General features: G+C 62.5%; 17 protein-coding genes and 1 tRNA gene. 9 read left to right on the top strand and 9 right to left on the bottom strand.

Annotation, left to right across the window (positions count from 1 at the left end; all coding sequences use genetic code 11):
* Positions 1–235: 235 nt before the first annotated feature.
* Positions 236–1204, bottom strand: a complete 969-nt coding sequence (glk, locus tag AB5Y94_RS02905) for a glucokinase (protein WP_368204782.1) — start codon at positions 1202–1204, stop codon at positions 236–238.
* A gap of 349 nt (positions 1205–1553) precedes the next feature.
* Here glk and AB5Y94_RS02900 point away from each other — a divergent pair, with 349 nt between their 5' ends.
* Together AB5Y94_RS02900 and pyk are read left to right on the top strand one after the other, a co-directional pair.
* Positions 1554–2408, top strand: a complete 855-nt coding sequence (locus AB5Y94_RS02900; protein WP_005298732.1) for a MurR/RpiR family transcriptional regulator — start codon at positions 1554–1556, stop codon at positions 2406–2408.
* 163 nt (positions 2409–2571) lie between these two features.
* On the top strand, positions 2572–4011 hold the full coding sequence (gene pyk / locus AB5Y94_RS02895) for a pyruvate kinase (RefSeq protein WP_005298729.1): 1440 nt from the start codon (positions 2572–2574) through the stop codon (positions 4009–4011).
* 66 nt (positions 4012–4077) lie between these two features.
* Here the strand turns inward: pyk and AB5Y94_RS02890 are convergent, their stop codons facing one another.
* From AB5Y94_RS02890 to AB5Y94_RS02875, 4 genes are all read right to left on the bottom strand, one after another.
* On the bottom strand, positions 4078–5124 hold the full coding sequence (locus tag AB5Y94_RS02890) for an efflux RND transporter periplasmic adaptor subunit (protein WP_368204780.1): 1047 nt from the start codon (positions 5122–5124) through the stop codon (positions 4078–4080).
* 15 nt (positions 5125–5139) lie between these two features.
* A complete protein-coding gene (locus tag AB5Y94_RS02885; protein WP_368204778.1) occupies positions 5140–8202 on the bottom strand; it encodes an efflux RND transporter permease subunit in 3063 nt (1020 codons plus the stop codon).
* A gap of 170 nt (positions 8203–8372) precedes the next feature.
* Entirely contained in the window at positions 8373–10697 is a 2325-nt protein-coding gene (locus tag AB5Y94_RS02880) for an acyl-CoA dehydrogenase (RefSeq protein ID WP_268026823.1), read from the bottom strand.
* Positions 10698–10745: 48 nt separating this feature from the next.
* On the bottom strand, positions 10746–11399 hold the full coding sequence (locus AB5Y94_RS02875; RefSeq protein ID WP_368204777.1) for a TetR/AcrR family transcriptional regulator: 654 nt from the start codon (positions 11397–11399) through the stop codon (positions 10746–10748).
* A 468-nt stretch (positions 11400–11867) separates the two neighbouring features.
* Here AB5Y94_RS02875 and AB5Y94_RS02870 point away from each other — a divergent pair, with 468 nt between their 5' ends.
* Both AB5Y94_RS02870 and AB5Y94_RS02865 read left to right on the top strand, forming a co-directional pair.
* Positions 11868–12608 (top strand): phosphatase, encoded by a 741-nt coding sequence (locus AB5Y94_RS02870; RefSeq protein ID WP_017788582.1) that lies wholly within the window; start codon positions 11868–11870, stop codon positions 12606–12608.
* An 85-nt stretch (positions 12609–12693) separates the two neighbouring features.
* Positions 12694–12769, top strand: a tRNA-Thr gene (locus AB5Y94_RS02865).
* Positions 12770–12884: 115 nt separating this feature from the next.
* Here AB5Y94_RS02865 and AB5Y94_RS02860 read toward each other — a convergent pair.
* On the bottom strand, positions 12885–15173 hold the full coding sequence (locus AB5Y94_RS02860; protein WP_368204775.1) for an FdhF/YdeP family oxidoreductase: 2289 nt from the start codon (positions 15171–15173) through the stop codon (positions 12885–12887).
* Entirely contained in the window at positions 15160–15966 is an 807-nt protein-coding gene (gene fdhD / locus AB5Y94_RS02855) for a formate dehydrogenase accessory sulfurtransferase FdhD (protein WP_368204772.1), read from the bottom strand. Before fdhD ends, AB5Y94_RS02860 begins: the two co-directional genes overlap by 14 nt.
* Before the next feature lie 153 nt (positions 15967–16119).
* Between fdhD and AB5Y94_RS02850 the strand changes: the two genes are divergently transcribed.
* The 3 genes from AB5Y94_RS02850 to AB5Y94_RS02840 all read left to right on the top strand — a co-directional run bounded on the left by AB5Y94_RS02850 (position 16120) and on the right by AB5Y94_RS02840 (position 18160).
* Complete coding sequence (locus tag AB5Y94_RS02850; RefSeq protein ID WP_368204769.1) at positions 16120–17037, top strand: LysR family transcriptional regulator; 918 nt, start codon at positions 16120–16122, stop codon at positions 17035–17037.
* A gap of 268 nt (positions 17038–17305) precedes the next feature.
* Positions 17306–17509, top strand: coding sequence for a hypothetical protein (locus AB5Y94_RS02845; protein WP_208201478.1), 204 nt, complete (start codon positions 17306–17308; stop codon positions 17507–17509).
* 351 nt (positions 17510–17860) lie between these two features.
* The gene (locus AB5Y94_RS02840) at positions 17861–18160 is read left to right on the top strand and encodes a hypothetical protein (protein WP_243887589.1); all 300 of its coding nucleotides are present in this window, start codon (positions 17861–17863) and stop codon (positions 18158–18160) included.
* A gap of 368 nt (positions 18161–18528) precedes the next feature.
* Here the strand turns inward: AB5Y94_RS02840 and AB5Y94_RS02835 are convergent, their stop codons facing one another.
* Both AB5Y94_RS02835 and AB5Y94_RS02830 read right to left on the bottom strand, forming a co-directional pair.
* A complete protein-coding gene (locus AB5Y94_RS02835; RefSeq protein WP_368204767.1) occupies positions 18529–19608 on the bottom strand; it encodes an ATP-binding protein in 1080 nt (359 codons plus the stop codon).
* Positions 19605–20333 carry a response regulator gene (locus AB5Y94_RS02830; protein ID WP_010634673.1) on the bottom strand — a complete coding sequence of 243 codons (729 nt, stop codon included), beginning with the start codon at positions 20331–20333 and terminating at the stop codon, positions 19605–19607. Before AB5Y94_RS02830 ends, AB5Y94_RS02835 begins: the two co-directional genes overlap by 4 nt.
* A gap of 155 nt (positions 20334–20488) precedes the next feature.
* Here AB5Y94_RS02830 and AB5Y94_RS02825 point away from each other — a divergent pair, with 155 nt between their 5' ends.
* Both AB5Y94_RS02825 and AB5Y94_RS02820 read left to right on the top strand, forming a co-directional pair.
* Positions 20489–21625, top strand: a complete 1137-nt coding sequence (locus AB5Y94_RS02825; RefSeq protein WP_368204764.1) for an efflux RND transporter periplasmic adaptor subunit — start codon at positions 20489–20491, stop codon at positions 21623–21625.
* 35 nt (positions 21626–21660) lie between these two features.
* Positions 21661–22572, top strand: a 912-nt coding sequence (locus tag AB5Y94_RS02820) for an efflux RND transporter permease subunit (protein ID WP_368204762.1), incomplete at its 3' end; no start/stop codon positions are given.

Below are 22572 nucleotides of genomic sequence, written 5' to 3'. Positions count from 1 at the left end.
GGCTGCCGCCATCGCCAGCAACACAGGCCGGCAGTAAACGGCGGGCATAAAAAAACCGGCCGCAAGGGCCGGTGAAACAGTTCAGGCTTGTCAGGTGACAAACGCACCCAGCGGATGAAGAGAAGTCCCAATTCCTTATGGCGCCCTCTCTTCTTGAGTACGTAGGGACACTCTACGCCATGGTCACTGAATCAAGGCTGAACCATGGCCATTGCGTCACCCGCCCTGTCGTTGCTTACAACTTGATGCCCAGCGACTGGCGCAGATAGGCGCCGGCACCGAGCAGGCCCGGCCCTTCATGGGTGATGAGGAAGACCGGGATATCCTTGAGGTAGGATTTGAAACGCCCCTTGTCTTCGAAGGCCACCCGAAAACCCGACCCGATGAAGAACTCCTGGAAGCGCGGCACTATGCCACCGGCGATGTAGACGCCGCCGAAGGTGCCCATGTTGAGCGCCAGGTTGCCGGCAAAACGGCCCATCAGCACGCAGAACAGGCTCAAGGTGCGACGGCAGTCCAGGCACTCGCCCGCCAGCGCGCGCTCGGTGATGTCCTTGGGTTCGAACGCCTGCGGCTCGCGGCCATCGGACTTCACAAGACCGCGGTAGATGTTGACGAGGCCGGGGCCGGAGAGCAGCCGCTCGGCCGAGACGTGACCCAGCTCGGCGCGCATCACCTGCAGCACCGCATCCTCCTCTTCGCTGTTGGCGGCAAAGTCCACGTGACCGCCTTCGCCCGGCAGGCTCAGCCACTGCTCACCCGCCAGCACCAGGTGGGCGACGCCAAGGCCGGTGCCAGCCCCGTAGATGGCGATGGGCTTGCCGACCACGGGGACCGCGCCACCCAGCTGGATGCGATCGCTCTCCTCCAGCACGGGCACCGCCATGGAGACGGCGGTAAAATCGTTGATCACCTGCAGCCGGGTCAGACCCAGATTGGCCTGCATCTCGCTGATGGAGAACTCCCAGCTGTGGTTGGTCATGGCGACCCAGTCGCCGTTGATGGGGCAGGCGATGGCGATGCAGGCTTCGCCCACCTGCACCTTGTGCTCATCCAGATAGAGGCGAACCACGGCTTCCAGAGTGGGATGGGCCAGCCCGGAATAGGTCTTGGCCTGGGAAATGGTGCCGGTTGCCAGCTCGCACAGGGCCAACCGGGCATTGGTGCCGCCTACGTCGCCGACCAGCGCATGGGTATGCTGCATAAAACAACTCCTTCGTTACTGGGGTCGGGGCGGCCGTTACCGTCCCGCACTTATTATTTGGTGCCAATTCTACCCGAGCCCCTCCCCTTGCGGCGCGTTTGATGGGTGCAACTGTGCGCCCGCTCACAGTGTTGTTGCTTTGCAACATTTGTAAGCGCTTTCACGGAATGACTGGAAGTTTGTAACCAAAACAACGAAATAATTAGACATGAGTCATACTTTGCAGGGCCGAGATTAGTTTCGATAAGAGCTTGTCTTGTATAGTCATCAAGTTGATTGGAAACCTGCTTAGCCATGAATTTAGTGCAAAGACACTGAAGCTAAATTACAAAAACGCCTGGTGGTGATGATGAATACCCTTGATAAAATTACTAATAATTTGGAAAGTTTCAGTAAATCAGAGCGTAAAGTCGCCGAGGTCATCCTGGCCTCCCCACAGACGGCCATCCACTCCAGTATCGCCACCCTCGCCAAGATGGCTGACGTCAGTGAACCGACTGTCAACCGCTTCTGTCGCCGGCTCGATACCAAGGGCTTTCCCGATTTCAAACTGCATCTGGCCCAGAGCCTGGCCAACGGCACGCCCTATGTAAACCGCCACGTGGAGGCAGAAGACGGGCCCGATACCTATACCGCCAAGATCTTCGAATCCACCATGGCCTGCCTCGATGCCGCCAAGAACAGCCTGGACATCTCGGCCATCAATCGCTGCGTCGACATCCTGACCCAATCCAAGAAGATCAGCTTCTTCGGCCTTGGGGCCTCCTCCGCCGTCGCCCGCGATGCCCAGAACAAGTTCTTCCGCTTCAACATCCCGGTGGTGAGCTTCGACGACATCGTCATGATGCGCATGAGCTGCATCAACAGCAGCGAAGGGGACGTGGTGGTGCTCATCTCCCACACCGGCCGCACCAAGGCGCTGGTGGAGATTGCCGCGCTGGCCCGTGAAAACGACGCCACCGTCATCGGCATGACCGCCAAGGACTCCCCGCTGGCGCGCGAGTGCAACCTAGTGCTCTCCATGGACGTGCCGGAAGACACCGACGTCTACATGCCGATGGCCTCGCGCATCGCCCAGCTCGCCCTGGTGGACGTGCTGGCAACCGGTTTCACCCTGCGCCGCGGCATGAAATTTCGCGAAAACCTGAAGAAAGTCAAAGAAGGTTTGCGCGAATCCCGCTTTGATACACCCCACTCTTCGTGAACAACGGGGGCCCCGGCCCCCGGCTGTCTCTGCCACCTTCCTTGGTGTAGTATTGTAATTTAGTAACAAAAGCCACCCAGATGGCTTGCAAGCGGGTGCAATGGGTCATGCGCTTGACGGGGCAGTATCTCAAGTCATATCAACTTCAAAACTGGAGTCTTTCATGCCAAGACGTACAAAGATTGTAACCACACTCGGTCCGGCCACCGATCGCGAAGGGATCCTCGAGGGGATCATCCGTGCCGGTGCCGACATGGTGCGGATGAACTTCTCCCACGGCACTGCTGAAGACCACATCCTGCGCGCCAACCAGGTGCGTGACATCGCCGCCAAGCTGGGCCGTCACGTCGCCATCATGGGCGACCTGCAGGGCCCCAAGATCCGCGTTTCCACCTTCAAGGACGGCAAGATCTATCTGGCCATCGGCGACAAGTTCATCCTCGACGCCGCCCTCGGCAAGGGTGAAGGCTGCCAGGAGCAGGTCGGCATCGACTACAAGAGCCTGCCCAATGACGTGGTGCCCGGCGACATCCTGCTGCTGGACGACGGCCGCGTGCAACTGAAAGTGGAGCAGGTCGAAGGCACCCGCATCCACACCACGGTCACCGTGGCCGGTCCGCTCTCCAACAACAAGGGCATCAACAAGAAGGGTGGCGGCCTCTCCGCCCCGGCCCTGACCGAGAAGGACAAGGAAGACATCAAGACCGCCGCCCGCATGAACGTGGACTACCTGGCCGTCTCCTTCCCCCGTTGCGGCGATGACCTGCGCTACGCCCGCGAGCTGGCCCGCGAAGCCGGCTCCAACGCCAAGATCGTGGCCAAGGTCGAGCGCGCCGAAACCGTCGCCACCGACGAGGCGATGGAAGACATCATCCTCGGCTCCGATGCCGTCATGGTGGCCCGTGGTGACCTTGGCGTCGAAATCGGCGATCCCGAGCTGGTCGGCGTGCAGAAGAAGCTCATTCGCCACTCCCGCCGCCTGAACCGGGTGGTCATCACCGCGACCCAGATGATGGAGTCGATGATCAACGCGCCGCTGCCGACCCGTGCCGAAGTGATGGACGTGGCCAACGCCGTGCTGGACGGGACCGATGCGGTGATGCTCTCCGCCGAGACCGCCGCCGGCCAGTTCCCCATCGAGACAGTGACCTCCATGGCCAGCGTCTGCGTGGGCGCCGAGAAGCATCCGAGCCTGAACGTCTCCAACCACCGCATGAGCTACACCTTCACCTCGGTGGAAGAGGCGGTTGCCATGTCCACCATGTATGCGGCCAACCACCTGGAAGGGGTCAAGGCAATCGTGGCGCTGACCGAGTCGGGCACCACCCCGCTGCTGATGTCCCGTATCAGCTCCGGCCTGCCGATCTTCGCTCTGTCACCGCACAACAAGACCCTGGCCTGGACCAACCTCTACCGCGGCGTGACCCCTGTGCTGTTTGACGGCGACGAGACCAAGCCGGTCTACGAAGTGTGCCGCGACGCGCTGGACGTGCTCAAGGCCAAGGGACTGCTGCAAAGCGGCGACATGGTTCTGCTCACTCACGGCGACAAGATGGAAACCGTCGGTAGCACCAACACCTGCAAGGTGATGATGGTCGAGTAATCGCCCCTCCTGCCTGCAACAAAAACGGCTCCCGCGGGAGCCGTTTTTCATGGTAACCAAGCTGGATCAGCCGCGAAACAGTTCGACCTTGTCGCCGTCCTGCAAGCTGCCGGCGCCGCGCACCACCACCCTGTCCCCCTGCTTGAGCGCCCCGCTCACCGCCACCTGTCGACTGTCGCCGAACAGCACTGTCACCGGCACCCGGTTCACCTTGAGCTCTTCGCCGTGCTGCTCCACCTGATAGACCACGCTCCCCTCGGTGTTGAGCACCAGGGCATCGCGCGGCAGCAACATGGTCTGCTGCTCCGCCAGCGGCAACGCCACCCGCACCGGCGAGCCGATGATGAAGCGCCCCCCCTCCGGCTTGAGGCGCAGTTCGATGAGGCGCGACTTGGGATCGGCGCTGGCCGCCCGCTGGTAATAGACCCCGTGGCCGCTGAGCTGATCCCCTTCCACCCGCAGCCGGGTCTGGGGCGCCAGCTGGCCAGCCCAGACGATGGGGGCCTGCAGGCGGATGTCGGGCTGATCGGGGTTGACCAGATCCAGCGCCTGCTCGCCGGCATCCACATGTTCCCCCGGCTGGATGAAGTGGTTGTTCACCACCCCATCGAACGGCGCGAAGATGTGGCTTCTGCGCAGCAGCTCCTCAATCTGGCGCACCTGCACCCGCGCCAGCCGCTCGGCCAGTTCAGCCTGCTCCACGTCGTAGCGCGCCTTGTCGTACTGGCTCTGGGAGGCGCTCTTCTGACGATGCAGGGTCGCCAGCCGGCCAAACTCGGCGCGGGCGAAGCGCACGTTGCTCTCCCACTTGGCCTGCTCGGCCTGGGCCTGCTCCAGCGAGAGCCGCAGCGCCGCGCTGTCGAGGCGCAGCAGCTCATCCCCCTTGCTGACCCGGCTGCCGAACTCGGCGATCCACTCCACCCGGCCGCTCACCTCGGCGCTGAGCGCCGCCTGCTGGCGGCTCGCCACCGTGCCGCTGACCCAGATGCTGGCCGCAGCCTCCCCCCGGGTCACGTCCGCCAGGGTCACCATCTTGCCCTGTGCCAGCGCGGGGAGCACGCCCCCCGCCAGCAGCGCCGCGCCCACAACCATCCTTGTAAAACCATGTGTCATCGATGAGCTCCTTGCTCAGGCCCGCTGCCGAATGGCCTGCGGCACGTCGACCCGCTCACCCAGCCGCAGGAAGGCGGGCAGCAGGACCAGGGTAAACAGGGTGCTGCAACTCATGCCGCCAACGATGACGGTGGCCAGCCCCCGGTAGATTTCGCTGCCCTCGCTCGGGCTCAGCATCAGCGGCAGCATGCCGAAGATGCTGGTGAGGCTGGTCATGGCGATGGGTCGCATCCGGCTTTGCAGGGCATCGGCCACCGCCTGCTGGCGGCTCATCCCCTCCCGCTCCGCCGTGCGGGTCTGGTGCACCAGCAGGATGGCGTTGTTGACCACCAGCCCCAGCAGGATGACGAAACCGATGATTGTCAGCAGATCCATCGGCAGCGGCACCAGCAGGCCGCTCAGGTAGAGCGCCAACACACCGCCGACGGTGGCAAGCGGCAGGGTGAGCAACACCAGCACCGCATCCTTGAGGGAGGCAAAGACCCCCCACAACAGGATCAGCAGGATCATCACCGCAAACAGGAAGATGGCCCCCAGGTTGCCCAGCGCCTGCTGCAGACTGTCGGCATTGCCGGAGACCCGCAGCTCGCCGCCGGCGGGCAGCAGCGGCCGGATGGCGGCAAAACTCTTGCTCTGCAGGGTGTCCAGCACCTGCTCCATGCTCATCCCCGCCGGGGGCGAGATCTGCAGGCTGATGCTGCGCCGCCCATCTGCCCGAAAGATGCTGGCCGGCCCCATGTCGTGCTCCACCCGCAGCAGCTCGCCGAGCGGTACGATGCGCCCGGACGGGGTCGCCAGCGGCACCGCCTTGAGCTCGTCCGGGTTGGCGGAGGTCTGCCCCATCAGCATGATGTCGAGCCGCTCCTCCCCGTCGAAATACTCGCCGACCCGCAGCCCGTCGCCGAAGGTCTGGATGATGGCGGGCATGGGGGTGCGATCCCAGCCCACCTCGGCGAGACGCCTGTCTTGCGGCACCAGCCGCAGCTCGGGGGCGGTGAAATCGAGATCCGGCTGCGGCCTGACCTGGGCCCCCGGCAGATCCTGTTTGACGATGGCCATGGCGGCCCGCGCCGCCCGGTAGAGCTCGACCAGATCGCCCCCCTGCAGCAACAGGGAGATGCCGTTCTCGCTGTCAAAGCCGCCGAACAGCGACCCCTGACCGCCAAACACCTGGGTATCTGGGATGCCCACCAGCAACTGCTTCATCAGCAGCTGCTCCAGCACCTTGATCTGGTCCTCCTCTTTCGGCCGCACCCCGATCTGGGCGCCACCCGGGTAGCGCAATATGTAGTAGTTCTTGAGGGCCGGCTCCTGTTCCCCCTTCATATAGGGATCCAGTCTGGCGATGAGCGTGTCGATCACCTCCTCGCGCTGGGCCTTGAGGTTGAAGCCCGGAGTGAAGTTCATCCAGACATCCACCGCGTCGCGCTTCACGTCCGGCAGGTAGTCCATCTTCGGCAGCAGGGCCCAGGTCGCCAGCGCCGGCAGGCTCATCATCAGGGTGATGACGGTCCAGCGCCGACGGGGCGTTGCTGTCCAGCGGATCACGTGGCGGGTGGTGCCCTGCCACAGCCTCTCATAGGGGTCAGTCAGCCGCTCGCGCCCCATCCAGCGCGCCGCCACCGCCGGCAGCACGGTCACCGCCACCAGCATGGAGACGGTCACCGCGCAGGCGATGGTGAGCGCAAGGTCAGCAAACAGCTGCCCCTCGACGTCGTTGAGCAGCAGCACCGGCAGGAAGATGGCGACCGTGGTCAGGGTGGAGGCCACCAGCGCGGTCCACACCCGACTGGCGCCTTCCAACGCCGCCTCCCCTTTGCTCAGATCCCCTCGCTCGTGGCGCCGGTAGATGCTCTCCAGCACCACAATGGCGGCATCGAGCACCATGCCGACCGCAAAGGCGATGCCCGCCAGCGAGATGACGTTGAGGGTGCGCCCCAGTACCTTGAGCAGACAGAAGGTGAGCATGATGCTGATGGGGATGGCGATCGCGATCATCAGGGTCGCCTTGAGCCGGCGCAGAAAGACCCAGAGGATGGCGCAGGAGAGCAGCACGCCGAGCCCCAGGTTGGCGGTCACCATGCTCACCGCCCGGTTGATGTAGAGAGAGGCGTCGAACGACTGCTCCATGTGCAGGCCGACCGGCTCCAGCACCTCGCGGTTGAGCTCGCCCACCTTGAGCTTGATCGCCTCCAGCGCCGCCAGGGCGTTGGCCCCGCTTTCCTTGAAGATCTGCGCCGCGATGGCGGTGTTGCCGTTCTGGATGCGCAGCACCGGATTCTCCTCCCGGGCCAGCTGGATCTCCGCCACGTCTCGCAGATAGATGGGCAGGCCGTCGCGCCAGTCCACCACCTTGTCTCCCAGGGTCGCCACGTCGTAGCGGCCGGCAAAGCGCAGCTTGTACTCCCAGCGGCCGATGTCGAGGGTGCCGGCGGAGACATCCCAGCCGGTGCTGGCCCGGCTGGCCAGTACCGGGATCTCCACCCCCAGCTCGGCGGCGCGGTAGGGGTCGAAGCGGATCTGGATCTGGCGCTCGTTGATGCCCTGGATGTCGACCGTCGACACCCCGGGGATCCGCTCCAGCTCGGGTTTTATCCGCGCCTCGATCAACGCCTGGTGATCGTCGATCGGCCCCTTGGCGCCGGGCAGCTGCTGGATGAAGAAGAAGGTGAGGGTGTCGTTGCTGCTGTAGTTGTTGACGTAGGGACCGCCTATCTTGTCCGGCAACCCGGAGACCCGGTTCAGGCGGGAGATGACGTCAAGCTGGGCCCGCTGCATGTCGGTGCCGAGGGCAAACTCCAGATCGATCTCGATGAAGCCGGGGAAGCTGTTGCTGGTGAGATTCTTGAGCCCCTGCACCCCCTGCATCTCCTGCTCGATGGGGTCGGTTATCTCCGACTCCATCTCCTGGGGTGAGGCCGAGCGCCAGTCCACCGAGATGTTGAGGTGCGGGCGATCGATGTCGGGAAACAGCTGGATCGGCAGCCCCCGGATGCTGAGCAGGCCCAGCAGAAAAATCAGCACGATCGAGACCGCCACCCAGATGGGACGTTCGATCGCCGTTTTGGCGAGATTCATTCACTCTTCCTGAGTTTGTTGTTGTCGGCCATTCCGCTGGCCTTGCTTCCTGCCCCAAGGGTGGGGGGCCATTGCATTAAACTGGAATTAATCGAGGTTGTAAATGCATGGTTAACAAACAAAAAAACCGGCCATATCGGCCGGTTTCAGATTCAGGAGCGAGTGCTCTCTCAGGCGGCGTGCACCACCGGATTTTGCTGGGATAACCCCTCCAGCTCGCCCGGGGCGAAGTTGTCCACCTGGATCGCCTCGTAGCGCAGGGCATCGGCGGCCAGCAGCTTGTCCGCCTCGTCCTTGCTCAGGATGGATTGAGACAGGGCGGCGGCAACCAGCTCCGGCAACGCCAGTTTGCGGGGCAGCTTGCCCTCTTTCTGGGCCTGCACCAGTTTCTTCTCGTAAGGCTGCACAGAGACCATGGCCTGGAAGGCACGCTCCATCAGGCCGACCGGATCCGCCTCGTCCTTGCCGACATAGCAGAGCGCGGTCAGACGGTCGCGGAACTCGCCCGGCTTCATCATGGCCAGACAGATGGCGTGGCAGCGATCGTCGGCCGGCATCTTGTAACCCACGCCGAACGGGAACACCACCCGCTTGAGCACGGTACCCACCACCTTGTTCGGGAAGTTCTGGAAGAAGCCCTCGAACGCCTTGCCAATCAGGTAGAGGTTGCGTTCCACCGCGTACTGCACGAACGGCAGATCGGAAACCATGCGGCCCTGATCCTCGTAGTGCTTGAGGGTGGCAGAGGCCAGGTAGAGGTGGCTCAGCACGTCACCCAGACGGGCGGAGATCATCTCCTTGCGCTTGAGATCGCCACCCAGCATCAGCATGGAGACGTCGGCGCACAGGGCCAGCCCCTTGCTCATGCGAGAGAGCTGCTTGTAGTAGCGGGCGGTTTCACCGGCCACCGGGGCACTGTTGAACTGGCCCAGGGTCAGCCCCTGGAACAGGGAGCCGAAGAAGTTGCCGGCACCAAAGGCGATGTGCTTCATCAGCAGGGCGTCAAACTTCTCGAGGCCGCGCTCCACGTCGGTGTCGGCCGCCGCTTCCAGCTCGGCAAACACGTACGGGTGGCAGCGGGTGGCCCCCTGCCCGAAGATCATCAGGTTGCGGGTCAGGATGTTGGCCCCTTCCACCGTGATCGCCACCGGAATGCCCATGTAGGCGTAGCCGGTGTAGTTTTTCGGGCCCAGCTGGATGGCACGGCCGGCGTGGATGTCCATGGAGTCATCCATGATCTGGCGCGCCATTTCGGTCATGTGGTACTTGGAAATCGCAGTGACGATGGCCGGTGCCTGACCCAAGTCCAGGGAACCTGCGGTCATGCGACGGGCCCCTTCCAGCTGATAGGTGAGGCCGCCGATGCGGGCCAGCGCCTCTTGTACCCCTTCAAACTTGCCGATGGACATGCCGAACTGCTTGCGCACGTAGGAGTAGGCGCCGACGGTGCGGCTCGCCATGTGACCGCAGGCGGTGCCAAGGGCAGGCAGCGAGATGCCGCGCCCGGCGGAGAGGCACTCCACCAGCATGCGCCAGCCGCGACCGGCGTAATCCGGGCCACCGATGATCCAGTCGAGCGGAATGAACACATCCTTGCCGAAGGTCGGGCCGTTCAGGAACGCCAGCCCCATGGGATAGTGGCGATCGCCGACCCGCACGCCGGGGTGACTGGTGGGGATAAGCGCGCAGGTGATGCCCAGCTCTTCCTTGTCACCCAGCAGTTTTTCCGGGTCATAGAGTTTGAACGCCAGCCCCAGCACGGTGGCGCGGGGGGCCAGGGTGATGTAGCGCTTGTTCCAGTTGAGGCGAATACCCAGCACCTCTTCACCCTTGTGCATCCCCTTGCAGACGATCCCCTTGTCCGGGATGGCGCCAGCATCGGAGCCCGCTTCCGGCCCGGTCAGGGCGAAGCAGGGCACTTCCTTGCCGTTGGCCAGCCCCGGCAGCCAGAAATCTTTCTGGGCCTGGGTGCCGTAGTGCATCAGCAGCTCGCCCGGGCCGAGGGAGTTCGGCACCATGACGGTAACCGCCACGCTCAGGCTCTTGGTGGCGATGCGGGTGACGATGGTGGAGTTGGCGATCGCGGAGAATTCACGGCCGCCGTAGGATTTCGGGATGATCAGAGAGAAGAAGCCTTCCTTCTTCAGATAGTCCCACACCGGCTCCGGCAGATCTTTGGTTTCGTTGACGATCTTGAAGTCGTCGACCATGGCGAGCAGGGTTTCAACCTGGTTGTCGATGAAGGCCTGCTCCTCGGCGGTCAGCTCGGCCTTGCCGTAGCCGTGCAGTTTTTTCCAGTCGGGGTTGCCGCGAAACAGCTCCCCATCCCACCAGACGGAGCCGGCTTCCATGGCCTCCCGCTCGGTGGCAGACAAGGGCGGCAGTATCTTCTTGAAGATGCCGAACACCGGGCGGGTGACCACCTTTTTACGGATGGAGGGCACGCCGAGCACGACGGCTATCGCCAGCACCAGCAGGATAAGCAATGTGATCATACTCAAGTTCCTTCTATTTCACTGTTTCCGTTGATTTATTGTTGGTTGTTACACGGCCAGGGCCTGCCTGGTCGACTCCACGGGCGCCCCGACTCCGGACGCCAGATAAGGAATAACGTTGCGTACCAGCCCCTCCACATCAAGCTGCTGGCCGAAATCGGCCTGGGCAATGTCGCGCAGCGCATCGGCCGAAGCCATGGTGAACACGACAGTGCCCAGGGTGAAGTGCAGCCGCCAGAACAGATCCGCCGGCGACAACTCAGGGTTGGCCTTGGAGATGGCCTGGGTGATCCGCTGCAAAATGGGGCCGTAATGGGCGGTGATGAAGCGGCGCAGGTGGCCCTGGCTGTCGATGTAGCCGCGTCCCAGCAGCTGCATGAAGATGGCCGGACCGTTGGTGCGCACCGCCACCAGCTTCATCAGCGGGTCGACGAAACTCTCGAACACCTGCAGCAGGGTCAGCTGCTCCTGCGCCATCAGGGTATGCAGGCGTGCATCCAGCTCGGGCATGAACAGGCTCAGATAGCGATCGAGCACCGCCTGGATCAGCTCCTTCTTGGAGCCGAAGTGGTAGTTCACCGAGGCCAGGTTGACATCCGCCTCGCTGGTGATCAGACGCAAAGAGGTATCGGCGAACCCCCGTTCGGCAAACAACACCTCGGCGGCATCGAGAATGCGGTTTTTGGTATCGATTTTACTCACAGGACACCTCACTTAAACGAATGTTTAAAAAGTACGTTTCACAACCTTTTGTGTCAAGAGAATGTGAACAGGTGTTAGTGAAATGTTTTTCGTGAAAATGGGGAACAAGGCGGGAACTTCACGGACGAATCGGACTCTATATCTATGCCACTGCAATTAAACATTAAGTCTCGCCCAACCTGCTCCATGCTAGTTGGGCATTTTTTTACCCTGCTGCCACCCAGCACGCTGGCAAACGGGCAAAAAAAACCGTCGCAGGGCGCGACGGCGGGGAAATGAGGTTGCACCATCCTGATCCAACCCATCGATGCGAGTTCAGGCTTTCATCGATGCATCCATCATGGCCGCCAAGCGTGTTCAAACTTTGTCAACCAGCCCTCAATTTGTGACAAAGTATGACAAGCCACCACATGGTCTCGACCCGCCGCCTTTGCTATGCTGGCCCCTCACGCCAGAGGGGAAGATAAGATGAAGTACACGGTCGATACCCACACCCACACCGTCGCCAGCACCCACGCCTACAGCACTATTCACGACTACCTGCCCATCGCCAGGGCAAAGGGGATCAAGCTGTTTGCCACCACGGATCATGGCCCCGACATGGCCGATGCCCCCCACTTCTGGCACTTCGTCAACCTGCACGTGTTGCCACGGGTGGTCGACGGGGTCGGCATCCTGCGCGGCATCGAAGCCAACATCAAGAACATCGACGGCGAGATAGACTTCCCCGAGCGCTACGAGTCGCGGCTCGACATGATCATGGCAGGCTTTCACGAACCGGTGTTCCCCCCCTGCGACCAGGCCACCCACACCCAGGCCATGATCAACGCCATCAAGAGCGGCCGGGTCGACATGATAAGCCACCCCGGCAATCCCGCCTTCCCCATTGATATCCAGGCGGTGGTCAAGGCGGCGGCAGAGTATCGGGTGGCGCTGGAGCTCAACAACTCCTCCTTCAGCCACTCCCGCCCGGGCAGTGAAGGCAACTGCCGCGCCATCGTCGAGGCGGCGCGGGACATGGGGGCCTACCTCACCTTCGGCTCCGACTCCCACGTGGCCTTCAGCCTCGGGGATTTCGAGCACTGCCACCGGCTGGTGACCGAGGCCGGCTTCCCCGAAGAGCGGATCCTGGCGCGCTCCCCCCGCGCCCTGCTCGATTTTCTCGAAAGCCGCGGCCGGGCCCATATTCCGGAGTTCGCCGACCTCTGACCTTGACCGTAACTCCATGAGCTCACTCATAAAACCGAGTACAGCTCATTGACTTGCCCCCGGGTTTTCAGGAATCTAGTGGCACGCCGGTATAGCTCAGTTGGTAGAGCAGCGCATTCGTAATGCGAAGGTCGCGGGTTCGACTCCTGTTACCGGCACCAGAGCTGAAAAACAACAACGCCGCATAGCTTATGCGGCGTTGTTGTTTATAGGATGTCCGGGTTCTACTGCATGGGGCTGGCCGGCTTGAACCGGCTAGCCTGCAAACCTCTCGGCTCATAGCAGCAACAGATTGTCCTGCCGATTGGAGCCGGTCACCAGCACCGGGATGGACTTGGAGGTCGGGGTAAACGAGCCCGCCCCTATGCTGTCGATGGGCACCAGCGGGTTGGTCTCCGGATAGTAGGCCGCGATGTTGCCGCGCGGGATCTCGTAGATCACCACCACAAAACCGGTCACGCTGCGCTCGCGCCCGTCGTTGCAGATGGCCGCCATGTCAACCCTGTCCCCTTCGGCAAAGCCAAGCTGGCGAGCATCCGCCTCGTTCATGAACACCACGTTGCGCTGGCCCTTGATGCCGCGATAACGGTCATCCATGCCATAGATGGTGGTGTTGTACTGATCGTGAGAGCGCAGGCTCTGCAGCAGCAGCACCGGCTGATCGCTCATCTGCTCGGCATGGCGGGTACACTCCGGCAACACAGAGTGCGGCAGGGTGCTGGCACGAAACTCGGCCTGGCCGCTGGCGGTGTTCCACACCAGCTTGGCGGCGGAGTTATCGAGATGAAAACCGCACGGCTGCTGGATGCGGGCATTGAAATCGGCAAAACCGGCGATGGTCTGTTCGATAAGATCACGGATACGAGCATAATCATCGCGCAGAGCCAGCCAGTCGACCCGCTCGCCGCCCACGGTGGCATGAGCCATCCGCGCCACTATGTCGGTTTCGGAGAGGCAGAGCGGCGATACTGGCTCGGCCGCGCCGGTCGAGGCGTGCACCATGCTGAAGGTGTCCTCCACCGTGATCTTCTGGTTGCCCGTGCGTTGGATATCGAGCTCGGTGCGACCGAGGCAGGGCAGGATCAGCGCCGCCTTGCCCACCTGCAGATGGCTGCGGTTGAGCTTGGTGCTGATCTGCACGTTGAGCTCGGCCTTTTTCATCGCCCCGTAGGTGAAGCCGGTATCGGGCGCCGCTGCCGCCAGGTTGCCACCCAGGCAGATGAGCACCTTGCTCTTGCCCTCGTCCAGCGCCTTGAGCGCCTCGTACACGTTGTGACCTGCGGCCCGCGGCAGACTCACCTGCAGGTGACGCTCGAGCCGGTCGATGAAGGCAGCGGTGGGCTTTTCGTTGATCCCCATGGTGCGATTGCCCTGCACGTTGCTGTGGCCCCGTACCGGACAGAGGCCTGCTCCCGGCTTGCCAATCTGGCCGCGCATCAGGTGCAGGTTGACGATTTCGCGGATGGTGTCGACCGAGTGCAGGTGTTGGGTCACCCCCATGGCCCAGCAGCTGATGATGCGCTGGCTGGCGGCAAAGACCCGGGCGGCCTGCACGATGTCGGCGCGACTCAGGCCGGACTGCTGCTCGATCGCCGCCCAGTCGGTGGCACGCACCTGCGCCTCATACTCGTCAAAATGGCGGGTGTGGCGAGCGATGAAGTCGCGATCCACCACCTCTGGCGCCTCTTCCAACATGTACTTGGCCATGCCACGCATGGCGGCCATGTCGCCACCCAGTTTCGGCGTCAGGTACTGGTGGCTGATGGTGGTGGCCGCCGGGGTCAGCAGCTCGAGCGGGCTCTGCGGGCTGGCGAAGCGCTCCAGCGCCACCTCTTTCAAGTTGTTGAAGCTGACGATCTTGCAGCCGCCACGCGCCGCCTGGCGCAGGGCATTCATCATGCGTGGGTGGTTGGTACCCGGATTCTGGCCATAGACAAACACCGCATCGGCCTGGTCGAAGTCATCCAGCACCACAGTCCCCTTGCCGATGCCGACCGACTGGATCAGCGCCACCCCGCTCGCCTCGTGGCACATGTTGGAGCAGTCGGGGAAGTTGTTGGTACCAAACAAACGGCCAAACAGCTGATAAAGATAAGAAGCTTCGTTGCTGGCACGCCCCGAGGTGTAGAACTCCACCTCGTCGGGGCTATTCAGTCCCCTGAGGGTGTCGGCAATCAGGGCAAAAGCGTCGTCCCAGCTTGTTGGCTCGTAGTGATCGGTCGCCGGGTTGTAGCGCATCGGCTCGGTCAGTCGTCCCTGATACTCGAGCCAGTAGTCGCTCTGGGTCACCAGCTGGCGCACCGAGTGGGCCGCGAAAAACTCGGTCCCCACCGTCTTGCCGGTGGACTCCCAGGCCACCGCCTTGGCGCCGTTCTCACAGAACTGGAAGGTGCCGTGGTCGTTGTCACCCCAGGCACACCCCGGGCAGTCGAAGCCGTCGGTCTGGTTGACCCGCAGCAGGTTCTTGATGTTCTGACGGGTCTTCTGGCTGCGCAGCACCTGTTTCATGGTGGATTGCAGGGACGAAAAACCGCCGGCTTTGGCGGGCTTTTCAATATGACTCATGGCACTCTCCGATGGGATCCGCCGGGCGATAGCTGGAGTAGCTGACCGGGGCATCAAACTTGGGAATATGAACGACGTTGAGGTTGTATTTGAGGGCCAGCCTGACCGCCAGCTGGCTGGGCGATGCCAGACAGATGAGGTGACGGGCACCAAAGCGGGCGGCTTTTTGCACCAGCTCGCTGCCGCAGCGGCTGGTCACCACCAGGGTGTCGCACGCACTGTGGCGGCGCAGCAGCAGGCCGATCAGCTTGTCGAGGGCATTGTGGCGCCCGATATCTTCCCGGCAGTGCAGGATCCGGCCCTCGGCATCCAGCGCCAGCGCCGCATGCAGGGCGCCGTGTTGCTGACCCTTGAGCTGCCACTGGGCGATCTGCGCACGCAGCCCCGCCAGCAAGGCCCCATCCAGCGGCGGCGTCAGCGGCAATACCGACAGTGCGGGCAGCGCCTGCTCCACCGCCGCCACACCGCAGATGCCGCAACCGGTCGCCCCGGTCAGCCGGCGTTTGTGCTGGGTCAGGGCGGCCAGGGAACGGTTGGCGATGGTGATGTCCAGCACCATCCCCTGCTCGGCCGGCCCAATCTGGATGTCGTGGACCTCGTGGTTGTGCCGGATGATCCCCTCGCCAAACAGAAAGCCGATGGCAAAGTCGTCGAGATCGTCCGGGGTCGCCATCATCACCGCATGGTTGATGCCATTGATGTTGATGGCGACGGCGACCTCCTCCACCAGATGATCCAGTGCGGGCGAGGCAGGCAAATTGACGGGTATCTCGACGGGCGTGTAGGCAGGCATGCAGGTTGGCCTAAAAATGCAAACTGCATTCAAGTTTAGAGAGGCGGCAGACGCAAAACCAATGAAATAAATCTATATGGTAATAGAGTCATTCTATTGACGACGTTTTTTCAATTGATTAATTTTTAAATCCATCCTCCCCTCGCCTCCCGTATGACGATGAACATCAAGCAGTTGCACTATTTCCACGAACTGGCCAAACATCAGCATTTTGCCAGGGCGGCCAAGGCCTGCCACATCACCCAGCCGACCCTCTCGGCCAGCATCACGGCGCTGGAGAAGAACCTAGGCACCGATCTGGTGGTGCGTACCAGCCAGTTCGTCGCCCTCACCGAAGCGGGCGAGCTGGTGCGCCAGTATGCCGAGCGGATGCTGCTGGAGCAGGAGGCGCTCAAGCAGGAGCTGGCACTGTTTCATGGCGAGCTCTCCGGCACCCTGCGCATCGGCATAGTGCCCCAGTCCAATGTCGACATCATGCCGCTCATCGCCCGCTGCAAGCAGCGCTACCCCGACATCGTCATTCGTCTCTCGGTGCTCAGCAACGAAGCCCTGCTGTCACAGCTGGAGCTGCACCAGTGCGATATCGGGCTGGGGTTTGACGAACCGCTCACCGGCGCCGCCAGACAGACCTTCCACCTCTATCCCCAGGGGCACAACCAGATGGCGGTGCTGATGAACCGCGACGAGGCGGATCAGCGCCTCCCCGGCGATGAGCTGACCCTGACGGCACTGCAGCAGCGGCCGCTGGTACTGCCCAGCCGCACCATGCAGTTTCGCAAGTATCTGGACCGCGCCGCCGAGCGGGCCGGCATCCAGCTTGACGTGGTACTGGAAACCGACTCCCTGTTTCACCTAGTGAGTGCCGTGCGCCACCGGCTGGGCTGGGCCATCGTCAGTGCCGGCCTCGCCCGCTCCGCCAGCAAGCTCTCGGATCTGGTCTGCCTGCCGCTGGCGCCGCAACGCGACATCGGCCATACCGCCTTCATCACCCGCCAGCACAGCATCACCCCCGCCATGCGCGCCTTCCTCGAGCTGGTGAGGGAGAGTGAGCAAACCAGCACACAGGGCTGAGCAGTGGCGAACGCAAACTCCGCTGGATTGATCCACCTTTGTCTATTTCAGCCAGCTGACATGACTCGAGTACAAAGCCAGAATCTTGGCAACGATGAGAAGATGAGAAGCAAGCCGCGCTAAGCTGTACCAGTCGAGCGAATGGAGAGGGAGCCCTGAGCAGGCACCTCGTTTGGTCAAGGTAATACAGCAGTTTCAGCAAGCGTTGGCGCAAGACGTGCTGACCCGACTGTCACTGTGGGACCAAGTTCCTTGGGGGAGAGATGCGATGAATCTCGCCATCACCCTAACGCTGACAAGCCCACTATCGAGCTCAACCGCCCAGATAGCCCAACGTATCTCTGATGACATGGCACACCTGCATCACCGTCTGGGTGATGGGGTAAGTGATGAACTGGGCATCAGCATCAGTTACCTGGTCGAACAGTTTGCGCTGCTGGCAGCGGCCTACCGTTCAAACACCAATGATTGAGTTCAACGATAGCTTTAGCCAGGCCGCCGTAGCGGAAGCCATGTGTACCCATCCAGCTCTCTCCAAGCTCATCTGTCAACAGTTGATAATGCCGGGATTTGCCTATGCCCACGATGTGGAGAGGCGACGAATTGGCGGGCCACTGATAGCCCCCAACCCGGTGCAGCACAAGACCACGCTCTTTGTCAGTCCACGGGATATGCGTGAACATCTGCCGCGAGAGATTAACTTCGCCCGCTTTCGCTGTGTCTGTAATGCTGCGGGTTAGCCGGTTGGCGAGTTGCAACGGGTAATGGTCGGGTCCTACGTCAACCATAGTACCAATGACACGCCGCATTGGAGCTGCCATACATGACCATGACCATGACAACGCCCAATGCACTACCAATGGCGCCAGAGGCTGATATTACCAGGCTCCGAGCCCATATCGAGGAGTTCATTGCGCTGAAGCTGACCCAAGAGTTTGATACGCAGTTGGCCAGTCTGGTGCGTTCCGGCGTGCTGGACCTGGATAAATGGGATGGCGCAAATCTGGTTCTTCCCCGCACCATGACCACTGCGCTACTGGAGGCTGCTACCGAGCGGGTGATTTGGCATAGCCACCGCCGTAGCTATCAACGAGACATCAACCGTCTCAAGCAATCGCTGTAGACAATCATCCCCACAACGTCATGTAGTTCCTCACACCTAGGGGTTGGGAAGCCCAACCATGCATGACTTGCGTGATTACAAGACTTTGATCCCTCGGCAGATAACCGCTGCCATCGGCCAGCAACCACAACACCACATCGAGCAATAACCCACCAGACACCACAAACCATATTGGTCGACTTGCTTAGCGATAACTAAGCCAGAGCCCAAACGCTCAAGTTGCTATGTGGAGCCAAAATGTAGGGCCATCCTGCCCCAGCCCGTGGACAATTATGCTTTAACCCATTAGTACACTCATTAAGCTATGGGATATGACGAAAACCTAGTCCAATGGGACAAAATTGACTATTTAAACAACAAGGTATATTTCAGGACAACTGAGAATTGAACGATATAGGCCATGAGAGAAGGAACATTGTTCCTCCACTTTTAGCGGGTTGGCAAACCACACTGCCACCGTGGGCCTCGACAATGGCCTTGACCACGGCCAGTCCGAGCCCGCTGCCGCCGCTCTTGCGCGAGCGTGACGGATCTCCCCGGCGAAATGCATCGAAGATATGGGCTGCAACCTCCTCGCTGATGCCGGGCCCCTCGTCTTCCACACTCAGGATGCACAGGGTGCCAGAGCGATGCAGACGCACGGTCAGCAGGCCCGGCACCCCATGCTTCTGGGCATTCTCCAGCAGCGCCATCAGAGCCTGACGGATGCGAAGTGCATCGCAACAAACAAGGAGTTCGGCATCGAGCTCCCGCTTGAGGGTGAAACCGCTCGCGGCCAGAGAGGCGGCAAACGCCTCGAGCACCACGGCAAGCTCGTCTGCCAGCCTGATCTCCTCTCGTTGCAACTCCAGATGGCCGCTGTCGTTGAGGCTCAGTACCCGCAGATCTTCGATCAGGTGGGTCAATCCCTCCACCTGACGTAGCAAGCCTTCAAAGAGCTCACGCTCTGGCGGAAATACCCCTTCGGCCAGCCCCTGCAAACGGCCACGCAAGATGGTCACCGGGGTGCGCAATTCGTGGGCGATGGCGGCATTCCAGAACTCCCGCTCGCGGGTCATGCTCTGCAGCCGTTCGGCCATGGTGTTGAAGTCCCGCACCAGTTGCGCCGTCTCCCCAATTGCCTGTTCATCCAGCGGCACGCGCGCATCGAGTTTGCCCTCTGCCACCTCGCGCAGGCTGTTCGCCACCGAATTGAGCGGGGTCAGGATGCGCCGAGAGAGGCGAACCGCCACGTACAGCGCCATCCCCAATGCAATCAGAATGGTCGAGCCTATCCAGAGCATCTCGACCCTGGAGGGTATCCAGCTCTCGGAGATGCTGCCAGGCACATAGGTCACGGCAATGGCGTAGAACACATAGGTGCCGACCACCGCGAGGGAGATGATGCCAAGCGCCATCAGCCCCAGGGAGCGGATGATCTGCCTGCGCAGGCCGGGGGCCGATGTCATGCATCGCCCCCGAAGCGATAGCCGACGCCCCAGACACTGGCGGGCACCCCCTGGATGCCGTGTGCCTCCAGCTTCTTGCGCAGCTTGCTGATGTGGCTGTCCACCGTGCGCTCCTGGGTATCCCCCTCGGGCAAGCAGTGGGTCAGCAGTTCGGCGCGGCTGAACACCCGTTTCGGCGCCCGCATCAGGGAGGCGAGCAACTTGAACTCGGTCAGGGTCAGATCCAGCACCAGTTGCCCCTCATCGCGGCAAAGGCTGGCCTCGTGGCTCTCCAGATCGATCTGGAAGGGGCCGACCCGCAACACCCGGGCCGTGGCCTGTTTTGCTGCCTGGCTGCGTCTGAGCACCGCCTGTACCCGGGCCACCACTTCAGCCGGATTGAAGGGTTTGACCACATAGTCATCCGCCCCCATGCGCAGCCCCATCAGCTTGTCGAGGTCCTGATCCAGGGCGGTCAGCATGATCACCGGCGTGTCGCCACGGGCCCGGATCTCGCTGAGCACCTGCCAGCCGTCGAGCTGCGGCATCTGCACATCCAGCAGCAGGAGATCGGGTTTGCATGTCTGGTGCATGGCCAGGGCTACGCGGCCATCGGCGGCATGCAAAGTGCGCAATCCGTGGCGTTGCAGGTAAGCGGCGAGGATCTCGGCGATCTCGGCTTCATCCTCTGCAATCAGTACCAGTGACTGGGCCGCCGGGCTGGCGGAGGCTGGAAGATACGACATGGTCGGCCTCGAAAATGGTGGGTTTGAACTTTATCACCGCCTCCATGGATTCTCCACAAAGCCTCGAATCATTCGCAATAGCCCCTCTCCATAATGCCCGCTCGATGTGCTCTCGCGGCAACACCATGCCGGGGAGACGGTTTAACGAGGTGAGTATGATGTTTGTCAGACAGCGGTATGCGGGCGCTCTGCTTGCCGTCATTGCCGTATTCGGGTTGGCAGGTTGCGATGGGGCGCCGCAAGCGCAAGACGCGCCAGCCCTTCCTCAGGTGTCGGTGATGACGCTGGCAGGGCAGGACCTGGTCATCAGCGAGGATCTGCCCGCCCGGGTGGCCGCGGTGCGCAGCGCCGAAATTCGCGCCCAGATAAGCGGCATTGTGCAGCGCCGCCTGTTCGAGCAGGGCGCCGAAATCAACGCAGGCACAGTGCTGTTCCAGATAAACCCGGCCCCCTTCAAGGCGGATGTCGACAGCGCCGCCGCCGCATTGCAGCGAGCCGAGGCCGTGCTGGCCCGCGCGCGCATCCAGATTGACCGCCTGGTGCCGCTGCTGCGCACCGAGGCCATCAGCCGCCAGACCTATGACGATGCCGTCTCCCTGCGGGATCAGGCGGCCGCCGACGTGGCTCAGGCCAGGGCGACCCTGGCCCGGCACCAGCTGAACCTGCAATTTGCCAGTGTGGAGGCTCCCATCACCGGACGCATCGATCAGGCCCTGGTGAGCGAAGGAGCCCTGGTGTCGCCCACCGATACCACCCCCATGGCCAGGATCCAGCAGATCGATCAGGTATACGTCGATGTGCGTCAACCGGCCTCGGTACTGGAAGCCCTGCACCAGCAGGCAGGGTCGACGGCGCCGGAACTGACGGTGGAGATCCTCGGCAGCGATGGCAAGCCGCTCGGCATGCAGGGGCACATCCTCTTCTCCGGCATCGAGGTGGATGCCGGGACCGGTGACGTGCTGCTGCGGGTGCTGGTGGACAATCCCGAGCGGCGGCTCTTGCCCGGCCTCTACGTGCAGGCGCGCGTCCCCCGTGCCCGCTATGCCAACGCCCTGAGCGTCCCCCAGCAGGCCGTGGTGCGCACATCGGGCCAGACCAGCGTGTGGGTGCTGGATGCCAATGGGCAGGCACAGCTGGTCCCGGTCAACACCGGTGAGCTGGTGGCGCGCCAGTACCGCATCGCGTCCGGGCTCAGCGCCGGACAACGGGTGGTGATCGAAGGGATAGACCGCCTGACACCGGGTATGCAGGTCATTACCCACCCCTGGCAACCCCTTGTTGCCGGCCAGTAAGCCGGCACCCACACCCGCTGAATCGGAGACATTTCATGCCGCAGTTTTTTATTCATCGCCCGGTGTTTGCCTGGGTGATCGCCCTCTTCATCGTACTGGCGGGGGTCATCGCCATTCCCAAGTTGCCCATCTCCCGCTATCCCTCGGTGGCGCCGGTGTCGGTGACCCTCTATGCCACCTATCCGGGCACCACGCCGCAGACCCTGAACGATGCGGTTGTGAGCCTGATCGAGCGCGAGCTGTCGGGAGTCAAGAACCTGCTCTACTTCGAGTCGTCGGTGGACACCTCGGGCAGCGCGCAGATCACCGCCACCTTCAAGCCGGGCACCGACCCCGAGCTGGCCCAGATGGACGTGCAAAATCGCATCAAGGCGGTCGAGCCTCGCTTGCCACAGGCGGTGCGGCAAAACGGCCTGCAGGTGGAGTCCGCCTCGTCCGGCTTTCTGATGATGGTCGGCATGACTTCACCGGATGGCCGCTTCGATGAAATAGCGCTGAACGACTACATGGCGCGCAATATCGTCCAGGAGCTGCGCCGCATCGAGGGCGTGGGACGGGTGCAGCTGTTCGGCGCAGAGCAGGCCATGCGAATCTGGGTGGATCCGGGCAAGCTCGCCGCCTACGGGCTGACCATCAGCGAGGTAGCGCAGGCCATCGAGCAGCAGAACGTGCAGATAGCGCCTGGGCGCCTCGGCGACGAACCCGCCCTGCCGGGGCAGCGCCTGACGGTCCCCCTCACGGTAGAGGGGCAACTGACGACCCCAGAGGCGTTCGCCGCCATCGTGCTGCGGGCCGGTGGCGATGGCGCCAAGCTGGTGCTGGGCGATGTCGCCCGGGTCGAGCTGGGGGCGCAATCCTACGCCTTTGCCAACCGCGAGAACGGGGTGGCCGCCACCAGCGCCGCCATCCAGCTCTCCCCGGGTGCCAACGCCGTGCGCACCGCCGAT

It is taken from the genome of Aeromonas sp. s5 (assembly GCF_040907865.1).
Taxonomy (GTDB): Bacteria; Pseudomonadota; Gammaproteobacteria; order Enterobacterales; family Aeromonadaceae; genus Aeromonas; species Aeromonas dhakensis.
The sequence above is the reverse complement of the archived record's forward strand: the minus strand, read 5'-3'. Positions and strand labels throughout refer to the sequence as shown.

Bases quoted from the DNA above. Each gene is read 5' to 3' on its own strand.
- glk (WP_368204782.1), bottom strand. From the start codon at position 1,204: ATGCAGCATACCCATGCGCTGGTCGGCGACGTAGGCGGCACCAATGCC.
- AB5Y94_RS02900 (WP_005298732.1), top strand. From the start codon at position 1,554: ATGAATACCCTTGATAAAATTACTAATAATTTGGAAAGTTTCAGTAAA.
- pyk (WP_005298729.1), top strand. From the start codon at position 2,572: ATGCCAAGACGTACAAAGATTGTAACCACACTCGGTCCGGCCACCGAT.
- AB5Y94_RS02890 (WP_368204780.1), bottom strand. From the start codon at position 5,124: ATGACACATGGTTTTACAAGGATGGTTGTGGGCGCGGCGCTGCTGGCG.
- AB5Y94_RS02885 (WP_368204778.1), bottom strand. From the start codon at position 8,202: ATGAATCTCGCCAAAACGGCGATCGAACGTCCCATCTGGGTGGCGGTC.
- AB5Y94_RS02880 (WP_268026823.1), bottom strand. From the start codon at position 10,697: ATGATCACATTGCTTATCCTGCTGGTGCTGGCGATAGCCGTCGTGCTC.
- AB5Y94_RS02870 (WP_017788582.1), top strand. From the start codon at position 11,868: ATGAAGTACACGGTCGATACCCACACCCACACCGTCGCCAGCACCCAC.
- AB5Y94_RS02860 (WP_368204775.1), bottom strand. From the start codon at position 15,173: ATGAGTCATATTGAAAAGCCCGCCAAAGCCGGCGGTTTTTCGTCCCTG.
- fdhD (WP_368204772.1), bottom strand. From the start codon at position 15,966: ATGCCTGCCTACACGCCCGTCGAGATACCCGTCAATTTGCCTGCCTCG.
- AB5Y94_RS02850 (WP_368204769.1), top strand. From the start codon at position 16,120: ATGACGATGAACATCAAGCAGTTGCACTATTTCCACGAACTGGCCAAA.
- AB5Y94_RS02845 (WP_208201478.1), top strand. From the start codon at position 17,306: ATGAATCTCGCCATCACCCTAACGCTGACAAGCCCACTATCGAGCTCA.
- AB5Y94_RS02840 (WP_243887589.1), top strand. From the start codon at position 17,861: ATGACCATGACCATGACAACGCCCAATGCACTACCAATGGCGCCAGAG.
- AB5Y94_RS02835 (WP_368204767.1), bottom strand. From the start codon at position 19,608: ATGACATCGGCCCCCGGCCTGCGCAGGCAGATCATCCGCTCCCTGGGG.
- AB5Y94_RS02830 (WP_010634673.1), bottom strand. From the start codon at position 20,333: ATGTCGTATCTTCCAGCCTCCGCCAGCCCGGCGGCCCAGTCACTGGTA.
- AB5Y94_RS02825 (WP_368204764.1), top strand. From the start codon at position 20,489: ATGATGTTTGTCAGACAGCGGTATGCGGGCGCTCTGCTTGCCGTCATT.